This is a genomic window from Streptomyces sp. NPDC000594 (genome assembly GCF_040299965.1).
GTDB lineage: Bacteria > Actinomycetota > Actinomycetes > Streptomycetales > Streptomycetaceae > Streptomyces.
This window is the reverse complement of sequence record NZ_JBEPCY010000005.1, coordinates 21365-45409: the sequence shown is the minus strand read 5'-3', so window position 1 is coordinate 45409 and position 24045 is coordinate 21365. Positions and strand designations below refer to the sequence as shown.

At 70.9% G+C, this 24045-nt stretch carries 8 protein-coding genes; all 8 read right to left on the bottom strand.

Annotated features, from left to right (window positions below; translation table 11 throughout):
- Window position 1: 1 nt before the first annotated feature.
- The 8 genes from ABT354_RS09515 to ABT354_RS09480 are packed head-to-tail and all read right to left on the bottom strand — an operon-like array spanning window position 2 to window position 23875.
- The gene (locus tag ABT354_RS09515; RefSeq protein WP_351491226.1) at window positions 2–4726 is read right to left on the bottom strand and encodes an SDR family NAD(P)-dependent oxidoreductase; all 4725 of its coding nucleotides are present in this window, start codon (window positions 4724–4726) and stop codon (window positions 2–4) included.
- Window positions 4727–4740: 14 nt separating this feature from the next.
- Window positions 4741–9402 (bottom strand): SDR family NAD(P)-dependent oxidoreductase, encoded by a 4662-nt coding sequence (locus tag ABT354_RS09510; RefSeq protein ID WP_351491224.1) that lies wholly within the window; start codon window positions 9400–9402, stop codon window positions 4741–4743.
- Entirely contained in the window at window positions 9399–10646 is a 1248-nt protein-coding gene (locus tag ABT354_RS09505) for an ACP S-malonyltransferase (RefSeq protein ID WP_351491222.1), read from the bottom strand. Before ABT354_RS09505 ends, ABT354_RS09510 begins: the two co-directional genes overlap by 4 nt.
- The gene (locus ABT354_RS09500; protein WP_351492016.1) at window positions 10643–20545 is read right to left on the bottom strand and encodes a non-ribosomal peptide synthetase/type I polyketide synthase; all 9903 of its coding nucleotides are present in this window, start codon (window positions 20543–20545) and stop codon (window positions 10643–10645) included. Before ABT354_RS09500 ends, ABT354_RS09505 begins: the two co-directional genes overlap by 4 nt.
- Window positions 20542–21705 carry an acyl-CoA dehydrogenase family protein gene (locus ABT354_RS09495; RefSeq protein ID WP_351491219.1) on the bottom strand — a complete coding sequence of 388 codons (1164 nt, stop codon included), beginning with the start codon at window positions 21703–21705 and terminating at the stop codon, window positions 20542–20544. Before ABT354_RS09495 ends, ABT354_RS09500 begins: the two co-directional genes overlap by 4 nt.
- Window positions 21689–21985 carry a phosphopantetheine-binding protein gene (locus ABT354_RS09490; RefSeq protein WP_351491216.1) on the bottom strand — a complete coding sequence of 99 codons (297 nt, stop codon included), beginning with the start codon at window positions 21983–21985 and terminating at the stop codon, window positions 21689–21691. Before ABT354_RS09490 ends, ABT354_RS09495 begins: the two co-directional genes overlap by 17 nt.
- Window positions 21978–23015, bottom strand: a complete 1038-nt coding sequence (locus ABT354_RS09485) for an HAD-IIIC family phosphatase (protein ID WP_351491214.1) — start codon at window positions 23013–23015, stop codon at window positions 21978–21980. The genes ABT354_RS09490 and ABT354_RS09485 overlap by 8 nt, the downstream gene beginning before the upstream one ends.
- On the bottom strand, window positions 23012–23875 hold the full coding sequence (locus ABT354_RS09480) for a 3-hydroxyacyl-CoA dehydrogenase family protein (protein ID WP_351492013.1): 864 nt from the start codon (window positions 23873–23875) through the stop codon (window positions 23012–23014). The genes ABT354_RS09485 and ABT354_RS09480 overlap by 4 nt, the downstream gene beginning before the upstream one ends.
- Between the last annotated feature and the right edge of the window lie 170 nt (window positions 23876–24045).

Sequence of the window (24045 nt, the reverse complement as noted above, 5' to 3'; positions counted from 1 at the left end):
GTCACTCCTCCCCGCTGCCGTCGGCCTCGGCGAAGAGGCTCGCCAGCTCCGCGTCGCCGATCTCGTCCAGGGCCTCCTGGAGGGACTGGTCGGCGCCGGGGGCGGCCTGCTCCTCCACCTGGCCCGCGTCGTCCGCGTCGTCAGCCGTGGGCAGCTGCTCGTCGACATAGCCGGCGAGATCCGTGACCGTGGCGTACGAGAAGAGGTCGGCGATGTCGACCGCTCCCGGGTACGCCTCGTCCACCAGGGACAGCAGCTGTGCCGTCATCAGCGAATTGCCGCCCAGGTCCTGGAAGCTGGCATGGGCGTCGATCTCGGTGAGGCCGAGGACGGCCCCGTAGATCCCGGCCACCCGCAGCTGGGTCGGGGTGGGGTCGGACTGGCCGGTGAGCCGGACCTCGCCGCCGCCGTCGGAGCCGGCCGCGCTCTCCGCTCCGGCACGCTCCAGGGCGGCCTCCACCTCGGGGCGCAGCCGGAAGGGCAGCTCTCCCAGGTAGTCCTTGAGCACCCGGAGGTTGGGGACGGAGGGGATGGCGTCGGTGGCCGGGTGGTCGATGAAGTGGGCGAGCCAGGCCAGCCCGTCCCGCACCGAGACCGGGGCGAACGGCGCGTCGTCGGCGCCGATGCCGTAGTCGACGGCCATGCCGACCTCGGACCAGGAGGGCCAGTTGACCGACAGCGCGCGTACGCCCTGGGCCCGCGCCCGGACGGCGAGGGAGTCCATGAAGGCGTTGGCGGCGCAGTAGTCGCCCTGTCCCCGGCCGCCGGTGAGGGCGGTGATGGAGGAGAAGAAGACCAGGAACGCGCCCGGGTGGTCCCGTACCAGCTCCAGCAGGGCGGCGGAGCCGTCCACCTTCGCGGCGAGCACGGCGTCGAAGACGGCCCGCTCCTTGGTGGCGAGGAACCCGTCACCGGCGATCCCGGCGGCGTGCACGATCCCGTCGAGGGCGACCCCCTCGGCCAGCAGCCGCGCACCCAGGGCGCGCACCTCGTCGGCCCGGGAGACATCGCAGGTCAGATATTCGGCGACGGCGAGTTCCCGCACCCGGTCGGCGGTGGCCGGGTCCAGGGAGCGCCGGCCGAGCAGCAGCACCCGGGCGGCGCCCTGCCGGGCCATCTCCTCGGCGACGCTGAGCCCGAGGCCGCCGGCCCCGCCGGTGACCAGGAAGGTCCCGCCCCGGTACGGCTCGCGGTCGGTCGCGGGCTCCGCCTCGGCGAAGCGCAGCTCGCGGATGTACGTGCCCGAGGCGCGCACCGCCCTCGGCAGCGCGGACCGGCCGGTGAGGCACTCCCGTACCACGGTGTCGGGGTCCAGCCCGTCTCCCGCGTCGATCACGTCCACCGGGAGGTGTTCCTGCCCGATCACCAGGGCGAGCGCGGCGGTGGCGGCGGCGTACGGGTCGGCGCCGGGGGTGTCGTCCCCGACCTGCCAGGCGTTGCGGCCCAGGACCTTGAGGCCGAGGGCGGGCTTGACGCGGTGGGCGAGCATGCCCCGGTAGAGGGCGAAGAGGGCGTCCACCCCGTAGGCGCGCCGCTCCTCGTGGCTCAGGCCCTCGTCCGCTGTGTCCTCGGTGGCGTGGCCGGTGGCGAAGAGCACGCCCTGGACGCGCTCCTCGCGGAGGCGCTCGCAGAGCAGGCGGATGCCGTCCTCGTCGGCGGCGAAGGTGTCCCGGGCGGGGTCGGTGACGGTGTCCAGGTAGCAGGGGACGACCCGGTGGCCCCGGCCCTTGACCGCGTCGGCCAGATCGCGGGCGGCCCCGGTGTCCCGGGCGACGACGGCCCAGACGGCGTCGGTGGGCACGGTGGTCCCGGTGGTCCCGGTCGGCTCCTCGGCGGGGGCGGGTACCCAGCCGACTTCGAGGAAGCGGCGGGGGCCCTCCAGGGAGAAGCGCTCCCAGTCGACCTTCTTGACGGTGTAGTCGGTGATCCGGGCGAAGATCCGGCCGTCGGGGCCGACGAGGTCCACGTCATAGGTGATCGTCTCGCCGTCGCGGCTGTCGTCGCGCACGGTGCGGATCAGTGTGTGGCAGGTCTCGGGCATCGGCCCGTGGAGGACAAAGCTCTTGTACAGATACGGCAGGAAGGTGTGCCCGCTGTTCTGCGAGAGGAGGTTGACCGCGTTGTCCAGCTTGGCCGGGTGCAGACCGTAGACCGCGGTCTCGGCGTCGACGCCCTCCGGGAGCCGCAGCAGCGCCAGCGCCCGTCCCTCGGACTCCTGGGTCCACAGTCCGCGGACGGAGTCCCAGCGGGGACCGAACTGGAAGACACCGGTATCGGTCTCGGCGATGTACGGGTCCACGACCTCGGTCGCCGCGCGGCGCTCCGCGTCGAGGTCGACCGGCGCCTCGGGGGCGGCCCCGTCGAACGGGCCGACCCGGCCCTCGACATGGGTGACCCAGTCGCCGCCGCGGCCGCTCATCACCTGAAAGGACCAGCCGCCGGCGGCCCGCTCCAGACGGGTGCGCACGGTGACGGCCTCGGTCTCCTCCACCGCGAGGGGGGTGAGGAAGAAGACGTTCTCGAACCGGGTGCCGGGGGCGTTCTCCACGGCGGCGAAGGCCGCGCGGGCCATCTCCAGATAGGTGGTGCCGGGGACCACGGCGTGGTGGTCGATCCGGTGGTCCGCCAGCACCCAGTGGGTGTCCACGGAGAGCGTGCCCTCGAAGACCACCGCGGTCTCCGAGCGGCTGATCTCGGCGCCGAGCAGCGGGTGCGGGGGACGGGTCCCGCCGAAGCCCTGGACCCGGGTACGCATCGGCTTGGCCCAGTGGCGGGTCTTCTCGAAGGGGTACGTGGGCAGCGGCACCCGGCGGCGGGCCTCGCCCTCGTACTGCCGCGCGAAGTCGACGGAGGCACCCCGGACATAGGCGGTGGCGATCTCCGGGAGGACCGCCGGGTCGCCCTGCGAGCGGTACGCGGTGAGCTGCGCGTCGGCCGCCTCCGCGAGCCTGCGGGCCGCCTGGGCGGTGATGTCGCCGGCGTCCCGCGTGGTCTTCTTGTCACTGACGACGGTGTGCCGCCCGGAGAAGACGCCCCGGCCCTCGTCGGTGCCGGGGCCCTCGCGCCGGACCCGGTCGATCGCCTCGGCGAGCTGCGCCTTGCTCGATGCGACGATCAGCAGCCGGTGCTCGTAGTGGCCGCGCCCGGCGGTGGAGGTGAAGCAGATGTCGGCGAGCGACCAGGGGCACTCCCCCGCGAGCATCGAGGCGTAGCCATCGAGCAGTTCGCGCAGGGCGTCCTCGGTCCTGCCACTGACCGTGAAGCAGTAACGGGCCTGGTGGGCGGGCTCGCTGGTGTAGCGGGGCGCCTCCTCCAGGACCAGATGGCAGTTGGTGCGGATGAAGCCGAACGAGCTGATGCCGGCGCGCCGGGGCTCGCCACCGGTCTCCCAGGGGGTCAGCCGGTCGTTGACGTAGAGCGGACCGCCGGTGAAGTCGATGTACGGGTTGGGCACATCGAAGTTGCCCGACGGGGCCAGCGTCGCGGTCTCCAGCGACTTCACGACCTTGGCGACCGAGGCGACACCGGAGGCGGCGACGAGATGACCGGTCGTCGTCTTCAGCGAGCCGATGCCGCAGAACTGACGGCGGGCGGTGTGCCTGCGGAAGGCGTTGGTGAGGCCCTTGATCTCGATGGGGTCGCCGAGGACCGTGCCGGTGCCGTGCGCCTCGATGTAGGAGATCGTCTCCGGTGCGATACCGGCCTTGGCCCAGGCGTCGAGGATGACCCGCTCCTGCATCAGCGCGTCGGGCGCGGTGATGCTGGTGGAGGTGCCGTCGTTGTTGACGGCGGAGCCCTTGATGACGGCGCGGATGTGGTCGCGGTCGGCGAGCGCGCGGCGGAGCGGCTTCAGCACGACGATGCCCGCACCCTCGCCCCACAGGGTGCCGTTGGCGCCCGCGTCGAAGGTGCGCACGGCGCTGTCCCGGGACTCCACGCTCCCCAGCGACATGCTGGACAGATACTCGGCCTTGACCTCGCCGCCCTGGGAGATGTTGATCCCGCCGGCGAGGGCCATGTCGCACTCGCCGAGCAGCAGCGACTGGATGGCCTGGTGGACGGTGACCGCGCCCGCGGAGCAGGCGGTGTCGGTCATCAGCGAGGGGCCCTTGAGGTCCAGCTGGTAGGAGATCCGGCTGGCCACCAGACCCTCCCAGGAGCCCGACAGCTGCATCGGGTGGTTCTCGGAGAGCATGCGGTAGTACGAGTAGTTCGTCTGGTCACGGCCCAGGAACACCCCGGTCCGCGATCCCTTGACGCTCTCGCCGCCGTATCCGGCGTTCTCCAGGGCCTCCATGGCTACTTCCAGCGCGATGCGCTGGTTGGGGTCCATGTAGTCGGCCTCCAGCGGCGGAATGCCGAAGTACCGGGCGTCGAAGTGGTCGATCCGGTCCAGATATCCGCTCGGGGCGTGGATCCGGTCCATATCGGCCTCGTCGATCGCGGCGCCGAGGATCAGTTCCGTGTAATACGGATTCCGCAGGATGTCGTACATCTCGGCCTTGCGGGCCTGTGGGAAGTCCCGGATGGACTGCTGTCCCACCCGGAGGAATTCCCAGAATTGATCGACGCTGGTCGCCGCGGCGAAGCGCCCGGCGAGTCCGATGACGGCGATGTCCTGGTGGGTACGGGCCTCCGACAGCTCCAGCAGGAGCTTCTTGGCGTCGTCCCTGCCGAGCTGCTTGTTGGCGACCTGCGAAAGGATGAATGCCTTCACATTTTCCATGTGACGTCCAATGTCTAGATGAAGCGCTGGGATTCGTCTGCCAGGACCACGCCCTGCTCGGCCAGGTCCAGCAGTCGGTCGATGTCTCCGTCGTCCGGCCCGATGACGGGCGGCCCGATCACGGGCGGTGCGGTCACGACGGGGGCCGGTTCGACACCGAGTTTCTCCTTGATGCACCCCACTTGGGCGGCAATGGTCGTGTACCGGAACAGATCGGCGACATCCATCAGTCCGGGATAGCGGTCGTCGTAGAGCTTCAGCATCTGCGATATGAGGAGGGAATTTCCGCCGAGATCGACGAAGTGGTCATGGGCGTCGATCTCGGGGACATCGAGGGTGTCCGCCCAGATCTCCGCGATGGCCTGCTCGACCTCGCCCACGTCCTCCAGTCCGTAGAGCACCACCGCGCGCCCGCCCGGTGTGCCGGGCCGCCGGTCGCCCTCGGTACGGGCCGGGGCCGTCGGCTTCCGCATCCGGCCGGGCATCAGCACCACCGGGTGCTCCTCCCAGGCCATCAGCCGCTCCAGCAGGCCGACCGCCTCGTCGGTGCCCAGCGGCGGGAAGAGGTCGTCCTCGGAGACGGCGTTCAGCCGCATCGCCATCCCGGTCTCGCGCCAGGCGGGCCACTGGATGCTCAGCGCCGGCAGACCGGCCCGGACGCGGTACCGCGCCAGGCTGTCCAGGACGAGGTTGGCGGCCGTGTAGTCGGCCTGTCCGGCGGCCAGATCGAGGCCGGAGATGCTGGAGAACACGATGAAGTGGTCCAGCTCGTCGGCGAGGGTGGCCTCATGGAGATGGACGGCGCCCAGGGCCTTCGGCCGGTAGACGCTGCGGAAGGTGTCGGCGCTCTTGGTGTGCAGATAGCCGATACCGGGCCGCCCGGCGAGATGGAGCACGGTGGAGATCCTGCCGTGCCGCTCGCGGATGGCGGCGACGGTCTTCTCGACCGCCTCCCGGTCCTCCAGCGGGAGCCGGACGATCTCAAAGCCCGCCAGCTCCTCCCGGAGCCGCTCCCACTCGGCGGTGAGCTGCGGCTCGCGCGGGGTGTCGCCGGAGACCGAGCCCAGCAGAACGATCCTGCGGGCGCCCCGGCGGGCCAGATCCCGGGCCACGGCGGTGCCGAGACCGCCGGTGCCGCCCGAGATCACGGTCACCCCGTCGGTGACCGGTACCCCGGCCCCCTCGGCGGCGGCCGGCGGTATCGCGCACTTGGTGAGGTGGGGCTCGTACGGCTGTCCGGCGCGGTAGGCGAGGAACGGCGGCCGGCCGGTGCTCCGGGCCTCGGCCACGATCCGCTCGGGAGCGGTGTGCTCGTCGCCGTCGAGGACGCGGATACCGAGGCCGGTGTACTCCAGTGCCGCGATCCGCATCAGGCCCACCACCCCGGCCTGGCCGGGGTCGACGGCGCTCTCGTCGCCGGTGACGGCGAGGGCGTGCCGGGTCAGGACCGACAGCCCGGCCGCGAAGTCGGGGCGCTGCTCCGCGATCAGCGTGAGCAGGGCGAGGGAGGCGTCCACCGGTCCGGTCACCCGGTCGGCGAGCGACCCCGCGGTCCCCGTGCCCCGGGCCGACAGCAGGCCGAAGGCGAAGCGGCGGTCCCCGCCGAGCCGTTCGTCGGCCGCCCCGTCCTGGGCGGATGCGATGTGGACCGGGTCGTAACCGGCCGTCCGCACCTCCTGGAGCAGGCCCTCCAGCGCGTCGCCGAAGTCCCCGGCGAGCAGTACGGCGCCCTGCCCCGGAGCGGCGGCCTCCGGCTGACTCGTCCGCCGGTACACCTCGGTGTGGCCGAACTCCCCGGTCCCGGCGAGATCGAGACCGGCCGCCGACTTGATGCAGTAGTTCTCCACCGTCAGCACGGTCCGTCCCGCCGTGTCGGCCACGGTCACATCGAAGACATACAGCTCGCCGTCGATGGACTCGGGGCGCTTGCGGAAGTGGGTCAGGACATGGGCCGGCAGCCGCCCGTGGACCGTCAGCAGACCGTAGGAGAAGGGCAGATAGAGCCGCTCCTCGTCGTAGAGGGTGTTGGGCGCGTTGATCAGGGCGTCCAGCAGCGCCGGGTGGAGGTGGTAGTCACCGGTCTCCTCCCGGTACGCCGCCGGCAGCTCGTGCTCGTACAGGATCTCGGTGGCGTCGTCGTCCGCCGCGCCGTGCACCACACTGCGGGTCCAGCGCTCGCCGATGACCAGGCCATTGGCGATGTCGACGGCGTCGTCCAGCCGGAGTTCCCGGGTCATCCGCCGCCGGATGCCCGCGAGATCGAGCGGGGCGGGGGGCGCGGGCACGGCACCGTGGACCAGTTCGGCGGTCGCGTTGCGCACCCAGGGACCGTCCGCGGGCCGGGTCGCGATGGTGACCTGGCTGGTCTCACCCCGGGGCTCCACGATGACATGGGCCTCGGCGTCCTCGCCGTCGGCGACCGCGAGGGGCAGCTCGAAGCGGATGTTCCGCAGGGCCAGCTCCGGGCCGTGGCCGAGCCGCTGAGCGGTCTCCACGACCATCTCGACCAGCCCGGTCCCCGGCAGCACGCTGACCCCGTGGATCCGGTGGTCGGCCAGCTCCCACATGGTCGCCGGATCCAGCCGGGACACACTGATGTCCCGGTCCCAGGCGCGCAGCAGCCGCGCGCCGTCGGTGAGCCCGGCCCGGCGGGGCCGTGCGGGCGCCTCGATCCAGCACCGGGTCCGCTCGAACGGATAGGTGGGCAGCGGGATCCGCCGGGCGTCCGGGGACGCGGCGCGCCGCCAGTCGATCTCGGCACCCCGGGCGTAGAGGGAGCCGAGGAGCCGCCGGGCCGCCCGGTCCGCCGCGCCGCCGGCGAGGAGGGCGGCCGCCCGCTCGCTCAGCCCGTCGCGCTCGGCCTCGGTGAGGGCCCGGGGGTCACTGGTCGCGGTCCGCTCCGGCACCAGCCGGAGCTCGCCGTACGCCAGGTCCGACGCCGGGTCCGCCTGCTCGTCCCCGGCGGGTCCGGGGTGCGCTTCCGGGGCGGACGCGCTGTCCGTTACGGGGCCCCGCGCCGCGAGGAAACCGTCGAGCAGCGCCAGCAGCTCCGTACGGCTCCCGAAGGTGAACGCGGCCCGCACCGGGTGGTGCGGACGCCCGGCCGACGCGGTGTGGGTGAGATCGGCGAGGTCCGGCTCGTGGTCGGCGAGGAAGGAGCGGTAGCGCTCCACCAGCCGGTGCAGACCCCGTGCGTCACGGGCGCTCAGCGGCAGCAGGAAGGACTCCCCCGCCGACTCCCGGGTACGCTCCCGCGCCGGAAGGGGGTCCGCGCCGCGCACCACCAGATGGCAGTTGGTCCCGCTCAGCCCGAAGCTGTTGATGCCCGCGTACAGCGTCTCCGCCGGGTCGTCGGACCAGGGCACCGTGGTGTCGTTCACATAGACGGGCGTCTGCGGGAAGGTGATGTTCGGGTTGGGCTCCTCGAAGTGGAGGCTCGCGGGCAGGGTCCGCCGCTTCAGCGACATCACCAGCTTGGCGAGACCCGCCAGGCCGGACGCGTTGTCCATGTGCCCGATATTGGTCTTGACCGTACCGATGGCACAGAACTGCTTGCGCGAGGTCTGCCGGGAGAAGGCCCGCTCGATACCGCTGATCTCGATCGGGTCGCCGAGCCGGGTGGCCGTGCCGTGCGCCTCGATACAGCTGATCCGCTCGGCGTCGACCCCGGCGTCGTTGAGGGCCGCCTCGATCAGATCGGCCTGGGCCTCGGAGTTGGGGGCCGTGATGCCGTTGGAGGCACCGTCCTGGTTGACGGCGCCGCCCATGATGACGGCATGGATGGGGTCGCCGTCCCGGCGGGCGCGGTCGAGGTCCTTGAGGACGAAGACGAAGCAGCCCTCGGCGGGGCGGGTGCCCTCGCCCTTGCGGTCGAAGGTCCGGGTGCGGCCGTCCGGGGACGAGGTGTCCTGGATGTCCTTGAAGCCGATGCCGGAGGCATCCGCCTCGACCGGCACCAGATCGGTGTTGACCGCGCCGACCAGCGCCATCGTGCACTCACCGCGCTGGATGGCCCGGAAGGCGGTGTACGCCGCCACCAGACCGGAGGAGCAGGCCGTGTCGATGACCATCGACGGACCCTTGAGGTCCAGCAGATACGCGATCCTGCTCCCGGTGATCGACTTCACATTGCCGGCCACCGCGATCTCCGGGGCCTCGGGGGCGACCGCCTGGATGACCGTGCGGTAGTCGTCGCCGAAGTCCCCCGAGAGCCCCGCGTAGACCCCGACCCGCTCGCCGTGGATCTCCTGGTTGAGCACACCGGCGTCCTCCAGGGCGGCCCATGCCGTCTCCAGGAAGATCCGCTGGTTGGGGTCGATCGTCTTGGCCTCCTGCGGGGAGAGCGAGAAGAACCGGTAGTCGAATTCGGCCACGGAACGCATCCGGGTGCCGCCGATGTAGCGCTCCTCCGCCACCGGCGCGGTCACCCCTCGGGCGGCGAGATACGCCGCGACATCGGCGCGCCGCTCCGGCGACAGCGGGGAGCGGCCCTCCCCGCCGCGCAGGACCATCGCCCAGAACTCGTCCAGGTTCTCCGCCTCGCCCGCCCGGCCGCTCATGCCGATGATGGCGACCGGGCCGGGGGCCTGCGGTGAACGGGCGTGGGTGATCAGGGCGTCGTTGTCCTCGGGCAGGTCCGTGAGGTCCAGATCCCCGAGACCGAGCAAAGGCTTCATCCGGTCGGCGCTCCCGTGCTCGTCTCCAGGCCCGCCCCGCCGGTCCGCCGCAGGATCGACGCGATCCGCTCCCGCTGCTCCGGCTCGGGGACGCGCTTGGTCGTCATGATGGTGCCGAGCAGCTCCAGCGCGGTGCGCCGCTGCTCCTCGGTGACCTCGTCCTTGTCCAGTCGGCCCAGCTCCTGGAGCCGGCGGTAGGGGGCGACCACACCGGCGGCGTACGCGTCCTCGTCGAAGTTGCGGTTGCGCGTCGCGGCGGCGGCGCCCATGCAGAGCCCGACCAGGCCGGGCTCGCGGCGCTTCCGCTCGATGAACCGGTCGAGCGCGGCGAGGGCCTCCTCGGTCCCCTCGTCCAGGCTGTGGACGGTGTCACCGCCGACGGCGCCCGCGATCAGCTTCTTGAGCACCTGCTTCGGCCCGGCCTCGATCCACAGGCCGACCTCGCGCTCGGCCAGCGCGGCGACGACCGTGCTCCAGCGGACCGGGCTCGTCAGCTGGACGGCGAGCGCGTCCCTGATCTCCTGGGCGCTCCCGTACACCCGGCCGGTGACGGTGCTGTACACCGGGACGGCCGGGTCCCGGACGTCGATCTCCTCGATCACCCGGGTGTAGGCGGCGACCGCGCCCTCCATATAGGTGCTGTGGAAGGCCCCGGCCACATTGAGCCGGACGACCTTGCAGCCCCGGTCCTCCAGATGGGCGGTCATGACCTTCAGCTCGTCCAGCGTCCCGGAGAGCACGGTCTGCCGGTCCGCGTTGTAGTTGGCGACCTGCACCCGGTGGCCGTCGGCGTTGACCTCGGCGACGTACCGCTCGACCTCGGCCACCGGGGTCCCGACGGCGGCGATCATCCCGGTGCTGTTCTCGGTCGCACAGATCTGCATGGCCTCGCCGCGGGCCTTGACCAGGCGGACGGCGTCCTCGAAGTCGAGGGCCCCGGCGGCCAGCAGGGCGGTGATCTCGCCCAGGCTGTGCCCCGCCATCGCGGCGACGGGCACCTTGCGGTCCGCGGAGACGACCTCGTACATGGCGTGGCTCAGTACCAGCAGGGCGACCTGGGCGTGCGAGGTCTTGGTCAGTTCGGCCGTCGGCGCGGTGAAGACCAGCTCCTCCAGCGAGTAGCCGACGATGCCGGACGCCTGCCGGAAGCGGTCCCGGACGCTCTCATGCGCGTCGAACCAGCTTCTGCCCATGCCGGTGAACTGGGACCCCTGCCCCGGAAACACGATCACAAGGTCGTTCACGAGTTGCCCTTTTCCTGTGAGTTGTACTGGTCCGCCTTGGCGGGCGGGTCGCTCAGCATGCCGAGGAGCCTGATGAATCCGTTGAGCAGTCGCTCCACGGCGGCGGAGTCGATCTTCCGCGCGTAGCCGATGGCGACGGTCGACGGGGCGGCGGGGGAATCCACCGCCAGAACGATGTCGAAGTGCCGCAGCAGACCGGCCTCGTCCGGCTGCCGGGTGTCGCACCAGGCGATCGAGGCCCGCCCCTCGGCGTTACGGCCCGAGGTGAAGCGCTCCAGCTCGGTGCGGCCGGCCGTGCCGAGTCCGGAGACGTACTCGTCCACGATCTCCAGCAGATCGGCCTTGCCCGCGAGATCGAGGCGGACCGGGGCGACGCCGTCGGTACCGCGCACGACACAGAGGGTCAGCTCCGCACGGGCCAGCACCTTGCCGAGGGTCAGGGCGAAGGTCGCCGGGAGCAGCTCCTCGGTCCTGCGGTCCGACTCCTTGCGGAGCCGGGCGAGTCCATCGCGGATCCGCTCCGGGAGGACGGCCTCGACCCGGCCGCCGCCCTGGCCCGCCGCCGCGAACCAGGTGTCGGGAAGGACCACTCCGGTCTCGGTGACCGGCCCGTCCGGCTCCCGCCGCGCCAGCTTCTCCTCCAGATGTGTCCGGAGTCGGCCGATCGTGGGGTTGGCGAAGAGATCGCTCACATCCAGCAGCCCGGGGAAGGTCTTCTCCAGCTCGTTCAGCAGCAGCACCAGACTGAAGGAGTTGCCGCCGAGGTCGAAGAAGCTGTCGTCGTACCCGATCGGGATGTCACCGAGCAGCTTCCGCCAGGCGGCGAACAGCTCCTGGTCGACCCCTGGGCGGGCCGCCCCGCCGCGCTCCTCGTCCGGTCGCTCCTCGTCCGGCCGCTCGCCGGCCCGGCGGGCCAGCGCCGGGCGGTCGACCTTGCCACTGGTGGTCATGGGGATCTCCGGAACCTCCGTCAGGGTGGCGGGGATCATGTAGTCCGGCAGGGTCAGCGTGAGGAACTCCCGCAGGGCGGCCGGGTCGACGGGCCCGCCCGGGGCCGCCTGGAAGAAGCCCCGGACGACCTCATGGCCCGGCGAGAGCCGCTGGACGACCGCGGCCGCGGCCGTCACCCGGTCGTGTCCGGCGATGGCCCGCTCGATCTCCTCCAGCTCGATCCGGTAGCCCCGGATCTTCACCTGGTTGTCGATCCGGCCCAGGCAGTGCAGCTCACCGTCGCGCCAGAGGGCCTGGTCACCGCTGAGATAGATCCGGCCCTCGCCGAACGGGTTCTCCCGGAACAGCTCCCGGGTCAGATCCGGCCGGTGGAGATAGCCGGGGGAGACCCCGAGCCCGCCGATCCAGAGGTTCCCCGCCGTGCCCTCCGGCACCGGCCGCAGCTGGTCGTCCAGGACATAGCAGGTGGTGTTGGCGATGGGCGTACCGATGGTCGGCTCCCCGTCGCCGGTCAGCTCCTTGACGCTGGACCAGACGCAGGTCTCCGTCGGCCCGTACACATTGAAGATCTCCAGCGCCTCATGGGCCCGCAGCTGCGGCAGCAGATCCCCGGGGAACGCCTCCCCGCCGACGATCAGCTTCTCCAGCGATCCCAGCGCCTCGAACGCGGCGTCCGTGTCCGAGTGGAGCAGCCGGAGCCGGGTGGGAGTGAGCTGGACGCAGTGGACACCGTTGCGGACGACGAACTCGGCGATCCCCGCCGGGGTCCGTACGTCGTTCTCCTCCGCCACGGCCACGGTGCCGCCGGTGACCAGCGTCAGCAGGGTCTCCAGCAGATAGATGTCGAACGACGGCGTCGTCAGGCAGGCCACCGTGCGCCGCTCGTTCCACCGCAGCGCCTGTTCCATGCCGCGCAGGAAGTTCGCGAGCGACCCGTTGGTCACCATCACGCCCTTGGGCCGGCCGGTGGAGCCGGAGGTGAAGATGGTGTACGCGAGATCGTCCGGGGCGGCGGCCACCGGGGTGACCGGCCCGTCCGGCAGTTCACCGTCGGGCAGCACCAGCGGCCGTGCCCCCAGCTCCAGCCCCGCCACGGCGTCCGCCGTGCAGACGACGGTCGCGGGATCGGCGGTTCCGATGATGTCCCGCAGCCGCGCCACCGGCATCTTGACGTCCATCGGCAGCCAGGAGCAGCCGACCCGGTTGACCGCCAGCATCAGCACGATCAGCTCGGGCGACGGCGGCAGCAGCAGTCCGATGACATCGCCGGGGGCGGCGCCGTGCGCCTGGAGGAAGGCCGCACAGCGGTCCACCCGCCCGGCCAGCTCCGCATAGGTGAGGTCGGTGCCCCGGAACCGGATCGCGGGCTGCTCGGCATGCCGCTCACGGGCCGCCTCGAACAGCTCCTGGAGGGAGGGCAGCTCCGGGACGACCGGTCCGGTCCCCCACTCCAGCAGGCGCTCCCGGTCGCCGTCGGCCGGCGCCGACAGCTCGCCGATGGTCCGGTCCGGATTCTCCACCACCCGGGCCAGCAGGATCCGGAACTGTTCCATCAGCCCGGCGATCCGCTGCTCGCCGTAGACGGTCGAGTAGTTCAGATCGGCGAAGAGCCCGCCGTCCCGCTCGGTCAGTTCGAAGGTGAAGGCGAACATCGAGCCCCGGGCACCGAGGTCGTCGGTGACCGCGCCGGCCTCGCCGAAGCGGTGGGCGCGTCCCTTGGCGTTGGTGTGGATGAACATCGTGTCGAAGAGCGCGTTGTGCCCGTGGTCGCGTGCCAGGTCCAGCTCCTGGACCAGTTCGCTGTACGGGTAGAGCGCATGGTTCATGGCCGCGTGGCTGACCTCCCGTACCTGCCGGAAGAGGTCCGACACCCGGGTGTCGGCGGTGGGCCGGATCCGGAGCGGCAGGGACTCGGCGAACATGCCCACCGTCCGCTCGAAGGAGCCCAGCAGCCGCAGATCCATGGGGACGCCGACACAGAGGTCGTCCTCGCCGGTGGCCTGGGCCAGCAGCAGCGCCCACAGCGACAGATAGAACACCGGCGGGGTCGTCCGCTGCTCACGGATGACGGCCGAGGCCGCCCGGTACAGCTCGCGGTCGATCTCGGTGTAGTAGCGGCGCCCGCCGAAGTCGTTGACCACGGGGTGGGGCGCGTCGGTCGGCAGATTCAGCGGTGCGGGGACCGTCGCGAACTGCTTCAGCCACCACTGGCGGTGCTCGGCGTACTCGGGGCGGCCGGGCGCCTCGGCGAGGGAGCGGACAAAGGTGGCGTAGTCGTCGCCCCCGTCGCCCTCCGCGCCCTCGGTGGATCGGTCGTCCAGCCGGCCGTGGGTGAGATGGGCGGCGAGATCGTCGAAGATGATCTCGACCGAGCGGCCGTCGACCACGATGTGGTGGAACGAGACGATCAGGTGGTGGGTGCCGTCCGGGTCGATGACGATGCCGTACCGCCACAGCGGCGGCTTCGCCAGGTCGAGCGGCCGGTTCAGCACCGCCATGATGTCCTCGGCGCTCAGGCCGGGGTCGTTCCTGCGGTCGAAGAGATGGGACTCGGGGGTGATCTCCGCCGCCACCCGGGCGCGCAGGCCGTCGGCGTCGACCTCATAGCCGCGCCGGAGGTTCGGATGCCGGTCGGCGATGGCCCGGAACGCCTCGGCGACCCGCTCCGGGTCGAGCGGAGCGTCGAAGCGGAGGCTGAAGACGACCTGGTAGGCCTCGTTGCCGCCGCGCATCCGGGAGAGGACATAGACCCGCTCCTCCAGCGAGGTCACCTCGGCGGGACCGTCCTGCCGCCGCTCGACGGCGGTGCCGGGCCCGGCCGCGCCGGTGGTCGCGGGGAGCGCCGCCGTCGAGGTCCGGCGGCGGAAGTCGAAGCCGCCCGCGCGCATCTCCTCCACCGTGGTGCGGATCGCCGCCAGGATGCGGTCCTGGTGCTCCCGGGTGTGGGCGAAGGAGAAGTTGCCCGTCCGCCGCTCCCAGACATACACACCGTGGTGGTTGAGGAGCTTGAAGAAGAGGTTCTGGGTCAGCGAGGTGTGCACCACATCGCGCGGGGCCAGCGGCTCCCACTTGTACATCGAGGCGAAGTGCGCCAGCTTGAGCGGCACTTCCTCGGCGTCGAGGTACGCGTTGACCCGCTGGGCGAACTCGGCGGTGAAGGCGTTGAGTTCGGCGAGCCGCTCGGCCCCCGACTCCTTCAGCCGGGTGAGCACGGCCCGGGACGCCGCCATCGACAGCGGGTGCTTGCAGAACGTACCCGCGAAGAAGGTGGTCCTGGCGGCGGGCCGGGAGTCGTCGGTGTCGGTCCAGGCACCGCCGTCCACGGCGTCGAGGTACGCGGCGCGGCCCGCGACGATGCCGATCGGCATGCCGCCGGCCACCAGCTTCCCGTACAGCGCGATATCGGCCCGGACCCCGAAGTGCTCCTGGGCGCCGCCCACGCCGACCCGGAAGCCGGTGATCATCTCATCGAAGATCAGGGCGATCCCGTGCTCGGTGCAGATCTCGCGCAGCTCGCGCAGGAACTCGGCGGGCTGGAGGTCGGGGTTGCGCGACTGCACCGGCTCGACCAGCACGGCGGCCAGTTCGGGGCCCTGGCGCCGGATCTCCTCCAGGGTGTCCGGGTAGCCGTAGGCGAGGACCACGGTGTTGTCGACCATGGCCTGGGGGACGCCGATGGTGAGCGGGACGGTGGCGACACCGTCCGACTCGGCCAGTACCCCGTCGGAGCTGCCGTGGTACGAGTTGGTGAAGCGGGCGACCCGGTCCCGGCCGCTGACCGCGCGGGCCAGCCGCAGCGACACCATCACGGCCTCGGTGCCGGTGTTGCAGAAGGCGACCCGCTCGGCGCCGGTCATCTCATGGATGAGCCGGGCGACCTCTCCGGCGGTGCTGTTCTGCGGGCCCAGTTCGAAGCCGTGGTCCAGCTGCGCGCGGATGGCGTCCCGGATGAAGTCGGGGTTGTGCCCGAAGATATGGACGCCGTAGCCGATGGCGGTGTCGATGTACTCGTTGCCGTCCAGGTCCCAGAAGGTGGCTCCGCTGGACCGGGCGGAGACGACCGGGTAGACGGTCTCCTTCACGCTCGGGTTGAAGTTCAGCGAGGCGATCCAGTCGGCGAGGGTGCCGCGAAAGGTGTCGGCGTACTCCTTGGAGCGGCGGGTCCTGGCGACATACCGCGCGACGAAGTCCTCGATGAACCGGCTCTGCCGGTCGTTCAGCCGGTCGTCATCGAGGGTGATGTTGTTGTCGTACGAGCCGACTTTCCGCGAGACCGCCGGTGCGGCGCTCCGGGCGGGGGCCGCCGCCGAGGGGGCCTGCGCGACCGGTGCCACGGCCGCGGATGCGGGGGCGGGCGCGGGCGCGCCGCCGCCGAGCAGGGTGAGCTGCTGCTGCATCAGGGCCAGCTGGGTCCGGACCACGGCTTCGAGGCCGGAGGCGGCCGGCCCGTCAGGAAGTGCGGCCGGTACGGGGGCGAGGGCGGCGGGCGTGGCGGCCACGGGGGCCGGGGCGGGCGCGGTGACGACAGGGGCGTCGGCGCGGACGGGGACCTCGGCGGGTGCGGGGGCCTCGGCTCCGCTCTGCTCCAGCGGCTCCTCGGGCCGGTGCTCCTGGACGAAGTCGGTGAGCTGCCCCAGGGTGTGCAGCGACTCGAAGAAGATCTTGATGGGAATGTCGACGGCGAACCGCTTGTCGATCCGCTTGGCCAGCTGGACGAGCATCAGGGAGTCGACGCCCAGCGAGAACAGATCGAGCGCGTCGTCCATGGTGTCCCCGGCGGCGCCGGTGATCTGGCCCAGCGCGCGGGCCAGGAACTCCTGGACGGTCTCCCGTTCGGCGGTCCGGCGGGCGGCCTTCGCCGCCGCCGTGTCGACGGCCGTCCCGGCCCCGGTGGCCCCGGCGCCTGCCGCCTTGTCGATGTCAGGGGACATCAGGTCACTGCCCTCTCCGGTGCGATCTCTGTACCAGATCCGCTGTCTGTCGAACGGCGTGTGGGGAAGTCCGCGGACGAGCTTCCCGGGCGTACCCGGCAGTCCGTCCCGGTCGAGCGTCCTGCCGAGCTTCCAGAGCAGACCGGCGCTCTCCAGGAACTGCCGGACGTCGGAGCGTCCCTTGCGCAGGCTGGGGACGTTCACCACGTCCCGGTGGTCCTGGGCGATCAGCCCGCCGAGCGTCGCCATCGAGGCGACCTCGACGAACACCCGGAAGCCCTGGCCGACCGCGGTGCCGACGGCGTCCCGGAAGAGGACGGGGTCGACCAGATGGCGGCTCCAGTAGGCCGCGTCGACCACCGAATCGGCGGTCACGGGCCGGCCGGTCTGCGCGGAGATCCAGGGGATCTCCGGGGCGGCGAACCGCTGGTCGCGGATCTGCTCGTACAGCTCATCGGCGCCCCGGGCCATCCCCGGCGAGTGGAACGGATGCGAGATCGCCAGGCGTTCCACGAAGATCCGCTTCTTGCGGGCGGCCTTCAGCAGGGCGCCCAGGGCCTCGCCCGCGCCGGAGACGGTGACATTCTCCGCCGCGTTCACGGCGGCCACCGAGACCTCCGGGTGGTCGCCCAGCAGCTCCCCGGCGCGCTCCGGGGAGCAGAGCAGGGTCGCCATCCCGCCGTCGCGGGGGGTGTCCTCCATGACCCGGGCACGGCGCATCACCAGGTCGACCGCCTGGTCACGGCTCATCACCCCGGCGAAGCAGGCCGCCGCGTACTCGCCGATGCTGTGGCCGAGCACGGCCGCGGGGGTGATGCCCAGCGACTGCCAGTAGCGGGCGAGCGCCAGCTCCACTGCGAAGATCATCGGCTGGGTGTACAGCGGTGCGGCGAAGGCGCTCTCGTCCTCCCCGAACATGACATCGAGCAGGGAGATACCGCCCGTGCGGGCGAACGCGCGGTCGAGTTCGTCCAGCTCCCGGCGGAAGGTCCCGGCGTGCTCGTACAGCTCACGGGCCATGCCGGGGTACTGGGTGCCCTGGCCGGAGAAGACGAAGACCTCGCCCGCGGGGGCGGCCGGCAGGGGCTCGTCGCCGTCGAGCGCGGCCCCGACCGAGGCGGGCAGGTCGGTGAGGGCGTCGCAGACCAGCGCCTCGCGGTGGGGCAGCGCACGCCGGCGGCCCAGGGTGTGGGCGACATCGGCGAGCGGCGCGGCGGAGTCCCGGCTCCACTCGGCCAGCTTCTCCAGCGCGGTGCGCAGTACGGTCCGCGAAGGGCCGGAGACGGTGAGCAGCTGGGGGAGGCCGGGCGCGGGCGGGGTGTCGTTCGTCGCCTCGCGCGGGTGGTACTCCTCCACGATGACATGGGCGTTGGTGCCGCTGATGCCCAGGGAGCTGATCCCGGCGCGGCGCTTTCCGCCGGCCGGCTCCCAGGGGATCTCCTCGGCGATGACCTCGATCGGGATGTTCGCCCAGTCGATCATGCGGTTGCCGGTCCGGAAGTGCAGGGTGCCCGGCAGCCGGCCGTGCTCCAGTGAGAGCACCACCTTGCAGAGCGCGGCCATTCCGGCCGCGGACTCCAGATGTCCGAGGTTGGACTTGACGCTGCTGATGGGCAGCTTGGCGGTGCGGTCGGCGAAGACCCGGGCGAGGGCGTTGACCTCCTGGGGGTCCCCGATGGGTGTGCCCGAGCCATGGGTCTCCACATAGGAGATGTCGTCGATGCCGACCCCGGCGTCGGCCAGGGCGGTCTCGATGACATCGGCCTGGGCGGTGCCGCTCGGTACCGTGAAGCCGCCGCTGCGGCCGTTGTGGTTGACGGCGGAGCCGCTGAGGACGGCCAGGACCCGGTCGCCGTCGCGCTCGGCGTCGGAGAGCCGCTTGAGGACGACGACCGCGCCGCCCTCGCTGCGGATGTAGCCGTCGGCGCCGTCGTCGAAGCTGCGGCAGCGTCCGGTCGGGGAGAGGGCGCTCAGCCGGGACCAGGAGAGATGGACCTCGGGGCTGAGGATCAGATTGACACCGGCGGCGACGACCAGGTCGCAGCCGCCCTGCCGCAGTTCCCGCATGCCCAGGTGGACGGCGTAGAGGGACGACGAGCAGGCCGTGTCGATCGCCATGCTGGGGCCGCGGAAGCCATAGACGTACGAGATGCGCCCGGCCGCCGCGTTGGCCATGTTGCCGGTGTAGGTGTACGCCTCCGGGGAGTGCCCCAGGTCGGCGCCGACCTGCTGGTAGTCGTTGTTGTAGATGCCGACGAAGGTGCCGACCCGGCTGTTCTGCCCGGCGGCGAAGGGGTCGATGCCCGCGCCTTCGAACGCCTCCCAGGTCAGTTCGAGGATCAGGCGCTGCTGGGGGTCGAGCAGCTCGGCCTCATGGGGCGAGATCTTGAAGAAGAGGGGGTCGAACCGGTCGACGTCCTTGAGGTAGCCGCCCTGGGAGGTGGTCACCTCGGCGATGTCGAGAGGGCTCTGCCGCCAGCGGTCGGCCGGGATCTCCCCGACCACGTCGATCTGTTCGCTCAGGACCTTCCAGTACCGCTCGGGGCTGTCTATGCCGCCGGGCAGCCGGAAGGACATCCCGATCACCGCGATGGGCTCCGACGGGTCCGGGGCGTTCACCGGGGACGGGGTCCGGTGGGCGGCCGCCCGCCGCTCCACCCGGTTGCCCGTCTCGCGGACCAGGGCCCCGATGGTGGGGTGGTCGATGATGAAGGTGCTCTCCAGCCGGACGTCCAGCTGTCGCTGGAGCCGGTCCTGGAGGGTGACGAGTTCGACCGAGTCGAATCCGAGGTCGAAGAGGCTGGTGTCGTGGTCGTCCGGGCCCACGGTGCGGTCGCCGACGGTCACCTCGCGGGCGGGTTCACCGCGCAGCTCGGCGACGATCAGCGCGCAGACGGCCTCGACGAGTTCACCGGCGTCGGCGAGCGGGTCCCGGGGCAGGGGTACGGCACAGGCCGCCCCCAGGGGTACGCCGTCCGCGGCGGACGCGGCCACGCTGCCCGGGGACGCCGGGATGCCGTGCGATACCGCGACACCCTGGGCGGACGCCTCGGCCAGGGCGGCCCGGAACGCGTCCAGGCCCTGGTGGCCCCGGCGCAGGGTGCCGAGGACGGGGGTGGTGGCGCCGGCGGCCTCGACCGTGGAGCGCATCGCGGTGGTCAGTACCGGGTGGGGGCTCAGCTCGATCAGCGCGGTGTGGCCGTCGGCCAGCAGACCCCGGGTGACCTGCTCGAACAGCATGGCCTGGCGCATATTGCGGTACCAGTACCCGGCGTCCAGCCCACGGGTGGGCAGCGGGCCGCCGGTCACACTGGAGTGGAAGGGGATGTCGCTGTCGCGGCACTCGACCTCGCCGAGGGCGTCCAGCAGCCATTCCCGCTGCTCCTCGGCCTGGGGCGAGTGGCAGGCCAGGGCGAGGGACAGCTGCTGGGCATAGGTGCCCCGGGTACGCAGCTCGGCGACGGTCCGGGTGATGGCGTCGCGGTCCCCGGCGACCACCACCGACCGGGGTGCGAGCACACCCGCGATGCTCAGGGCGGAGCCGTGCGGCGCCAGCAGGGCCTCGGCCTCCTCCCGGGGGAGGGCCAGCAGCGCCATGGCGCCGGGCCCGGTCATCCGTGCCTGGGCCTCGCTCCACAGGGCGATGACCCTGGCCGCCTCCTCCAGGGAGAGCGCTCCGGCGGCACAGGCCGCGGAGACCTCGCCGAGGCTGTAGCCGGCGACGGCGTGCGGCTCGACGCCGTGGGAGCGCCAGAGGTCGGCGAGGGCGAGCTGGATGGCGAAGAGGGCGGGCTCGGAGACATTGGCCCGGTCGTAGACGGAGGGGTCCTCGCTCCGGACCACATCCATGAGCGACCAGCCCACATGGGGGGCGAGGGCGTCCGCGCACTCCCCGAGGCGGCGGGCGAAGACGGGTGATCCGTCCAGCAGTCCGGCCGCCATGCGGGGCCAGACCGATCCCTGTCCGGGGAAGACGAACGCGGGGCGCGCTCCCCCGTCGGCGGTGAAGCCCTTCATCTCTCCCACCCCGGCTCGTTACCGGCGAACTTCTTGTAGCCGTAGTCGGCGATCATCAGTTGCTGGAGCTGGGAGGTGCCTTCGATGATCTCCAGGATCTTCGCCTCCCTGAACAGGCGCTCCGCCGGGTAGCGGTCCCAGCACCCGTTCCCGCCGAGGATCTGTACCGCGTCCGAGGTCACCTGCTGGGCGATGGTGGACGAGAAGTACTTGGCGACATGGGTCTCCATGACCGCGTCGGGGCTGCGTTCCATCCGCAGCCGGCCGGCCCGGCGGCAGAGTTCCCGGGCGGCCCCGACCTGGGTGACGGCGTCCGCGACCATCTTCTGGACCAGCTGATGGGCGCCGATCTTCACCCCGAACTGCTCGCGTCCGGTGGCATAGGTGCACATGACCTCAAGGGCCGCCTGGGCGATGGCGACACCCGCCCAGGCGATGCTGTAGCGGCCGTGGAAGAGGGCGGTGTTGGTGACAAAGCTGAAGCCCACGCCGATGGCCGAAACCAGATTCTCCGCGGGCACCTCCACCTCGGTGAAGGAGATCTCCGCGATGTGGGTCGCGCGATTGCCGAGGAAGCCCGACATCGGCTGGATTTCGACGCCCGCCATGTCCCGTTCGACGAGGAACGCGCTGTTCGTTCCGTTGTCGGTCGCCATCACCAGAAACAGATCGGCGATACCCGCGAAGGAGATCCATTTCTTCCGTCCATTGAGGACGAAGACATCACCCTGCTTGCGGTAGGTGGTGGTGATCGACGCGGCATCGGAGCCGGCTCCCTCCTCGGAGAGGGCGAAGCACCCGATCTTCCGGCCCGTGGCGAGATCGGGGAGGTACTTCTCCTTGAGGCGGTTGGAGGCGCGATCGACCAGCGTCTCGCCCACCAGGGAGGTATGGACCGTCAGCAGCGCCCGGGTCGAGGCGCAGGCCTTGCCGATCGATTCGGTCAGCTCACCGTATTCCAGGGCGTCGAGGCCCTGGCCGCCCCACTTGACCGGGATGGACGCACCGAGGAATCCGGCGTCGGCCATCTGCTGGACGACCTCCCGCGAAAGGATTCCGGTGCGGTCGAACTCGGCCGCGCGGGGCGCTATCTCGGTCCGGGCGAACGCCGCGCCACGGGCGACGACATCGGCCCGGAGTTCCTCACTCGCCCGCTGCATCCGTCAGTTCACCCACCATCGCGGTAATGCGGTTCACCGAGCTGAAGTTCTGCAAAGTGATGCGGTCGTCCGGTACTTCCACCTCGAAGGTGGACTCGATGAAGTCCAGGAGCTGCATGGCGAAGATCGACGTCACGAACCCCTTCTCGAAGATATTGTCCTCGTCCCGGAGTTCGGCGTCCTTCAGTGCGGTCATGTTCGCCCGCACGTACTCCCTGACAGTGACTGCCGTGTCCACTACCGCGCCATTCCCCATGTCCGTGACCGCCTCGCTATGCATCGACTTCGACCTTGATGTATTCCGGATAGTCCTGACGGACGGTGAGATCGTTCTCGTAGACGTAGTCGTCGCCTTCGTGCGACACCACGTGGAAGTTGGCCAGCTGGTACGTCAGCAGCATCTGACGGTTGCGGCTGGTGCGGCGGAAGTCCGCGAAGAGACGACGGTTCTCCTCGGCGGCCCGCTGGACGAGGAAGGAGAGCAGGACCGTTCCCACGCCCTTGGAGACCGTGCGGCAGGACATGAGGAGCAGCTTGATGGTCCACCGGTCGTCCCGCTTCTCCACCAGCGCCATACCGATCTTCCCGTACGAGCCGTAACGGTCGATCAGTTCGCAGACCCAGAGATCGTGGTCCGGGCGGTCCATCAACTCGGTGAGCTGCTCGTACGAGTAGTGGATGCCGGTGGAATTCAGCTGGCTGGTGCGCTTGGTCAATTCCTCCAGGCGCAGCAGATCGTCACCGCCGGCCCGGGAGATGCCGAACACCAGGCCGAGGCTGGTGAGGAATTCCTCCCGGGGGCCCTGGTAGGCGAGTTCGGACTCGCTGCGCCGCTCGTCCTCCAGATACATGTGGCGACGGCGCCTGGCGTCCTCGGTCACCACCTCGGGGGAGAGCCTCGGCAGGTCCGCCAGGGCGAGGTAGTCCTCGGCGTCGACGGTCTCGACCTCGGGGTGGGCGAAGGAGACCTCGTCGCGCTCGAACGGCTGATCGTCGATGAACAGGAAGGTGTCGATGCCGATGTTCAGCTTCCGCTGGATCTCGGCGATCGAGCTGGACTTGCTGTTCCAGTTGATCTGCGGATAGAGGAAGTACTCCGCGAGACCCAGCTCGGTCAGCTTGCGGAAGGCGTCGTCGTGGTTGTTCTTGCTGGCGACCGAGAGCAGGATGCCCCGGGAGTCGAGCGTCCTGATCAGCTCGGCGACACCCGGCTTCAGGGTGACGTCGTCGCCGGCCGAGAGGGTGCCGTGCCAGAGCGTGTCGTCGAGGTCCCAGACGACGCACTTCGCGGCCTTCATGTCCGGTGTCACAGCGAGCCTCCGGCGGCATAGGTGTGGAAGCCCTGGCCGCTCTTCCGCCCCAGCAAGCCTGCGGCGACCATCTTCTTCAGCAGCGGACAGCAGCGGAATTTCGGGTCCTGGAATTCGTCGTAAAGGACCTTCAAGGAGTCGACCACGGTGTCGAGACCGATGAGGTCGGCCGTTTCCAGCGGCCCCATCTTGTGCCCGTAGCCGAGCTTGAAAATGGCGTCGATCTCTTCCGGCCCGGCGACACCGTCCTGCACCAGGAAGGCGGCCTCGTTCATGAAGAGATGGGAGAGGCGGTTCGAGACGAAGCCGGGCATGTCGTTGACGACGATGGGCCGCTTGGTCAGCGATGCCGCGAAGGCCTCCGCCGCCCGCGTCGTCTCGTCGGAGGTGTGGTGTCCGCGAATGACCTCGATGCCCTCGATCAGGGGAACCGGGTTCATGAAGTGCATGCCGATCACACGATCGGGGCGGGGCAGGAGAGCGGCGATACGGGTGATGGAGATACAGCTGGTGTTCACCGCGATCCGTACGCCTTCGGGGAGTACCTCGCGCAGGCTTCGATAGAGCTGCTCCTTGGCGTCGGCATCCTCCACGATGTTCTCGACGATCCAGTCGGCACCGGCGAGATCCGCAGGGGTGTCGGTAAGGCGGATCCGGCCGAGGATCTCATCCGCGCGCCACCCGGAGACGGCCTCCGACATCATGCGGTACTTCCTGACGAGACGACGCATCTGACCGTTCGCCGACGCCAGCACCTCGGGTTCGCTGTCGCAAAGAACCACGTCGTATCCGTGGGCGGCGCAGGTCAGGGCGATGTCCTTGCCCATCACCCCGGCGCCTATTACTCCAACCGTCGCCATGCTCATTACCTCTTGAGTCGCTACCTCATGGGCAGGCATACGCAACGGCCACGTCGACGCGGCGGTGCTCCCCCATGACATGGGGCGACCGCGGTGAGACGTGCGCTGCGGATGCTCAGGAAAAGGGCCGTAGGGCCATAAGTCACAGGTGGCGAACGTCGGTTCCGCAT

What these genes read in the sequence shown, in the direction of transcription:
- ABT354_RS09480 (WP_351492013.1), bottom strand. Translation starts at nt 23,875, where the DNA reads ATGGCGACGGTTGGAGTAATAGGCGCCGGGGTGATGGGCAAGGACATC.
- ABT354_RS09510 (WP_351491224.1), bottom strand. Translation starts at nt 9,402, where the DNA reads ATGAAGCCTTTGCTCGGTCTCGGGGATCTGGACCTCACGGACCTGCCC.
- ABT354_RS09495 (WP_351491219.1), bottom strand. Translation starts at nt 21,705, where the DNA reads ATGCAGCGGGCGAGTGAGGAACTCCGGGCCGATGTCGTCGCCCGTGGC.
- ABT354_RS09515 (WP_351491226.1), bottom strand. Translation starts at nt 4,726, where the DNA reads ATGGAAAATGTGAAGGCATTCATCCTTTCGCAGGTCGCCAACAAGCAG.
- ABT354_RS09490 (WP_351491216.1), bottom strand. Translation starts at nt 21,985, where the DNA reads ATGCATAGCGAGGCGGTCACGGACATGGGGAATGGCGCGGTAGTGGAC.
- ABT354_RS09500 (WP_351492016.1), bottom strand. Translation starts at nt 20,545, where the DNA reads ATGAAGGGCTTCACCGCCGACGGGGGAGCGCGCCCCGCGTTCGTCTTC.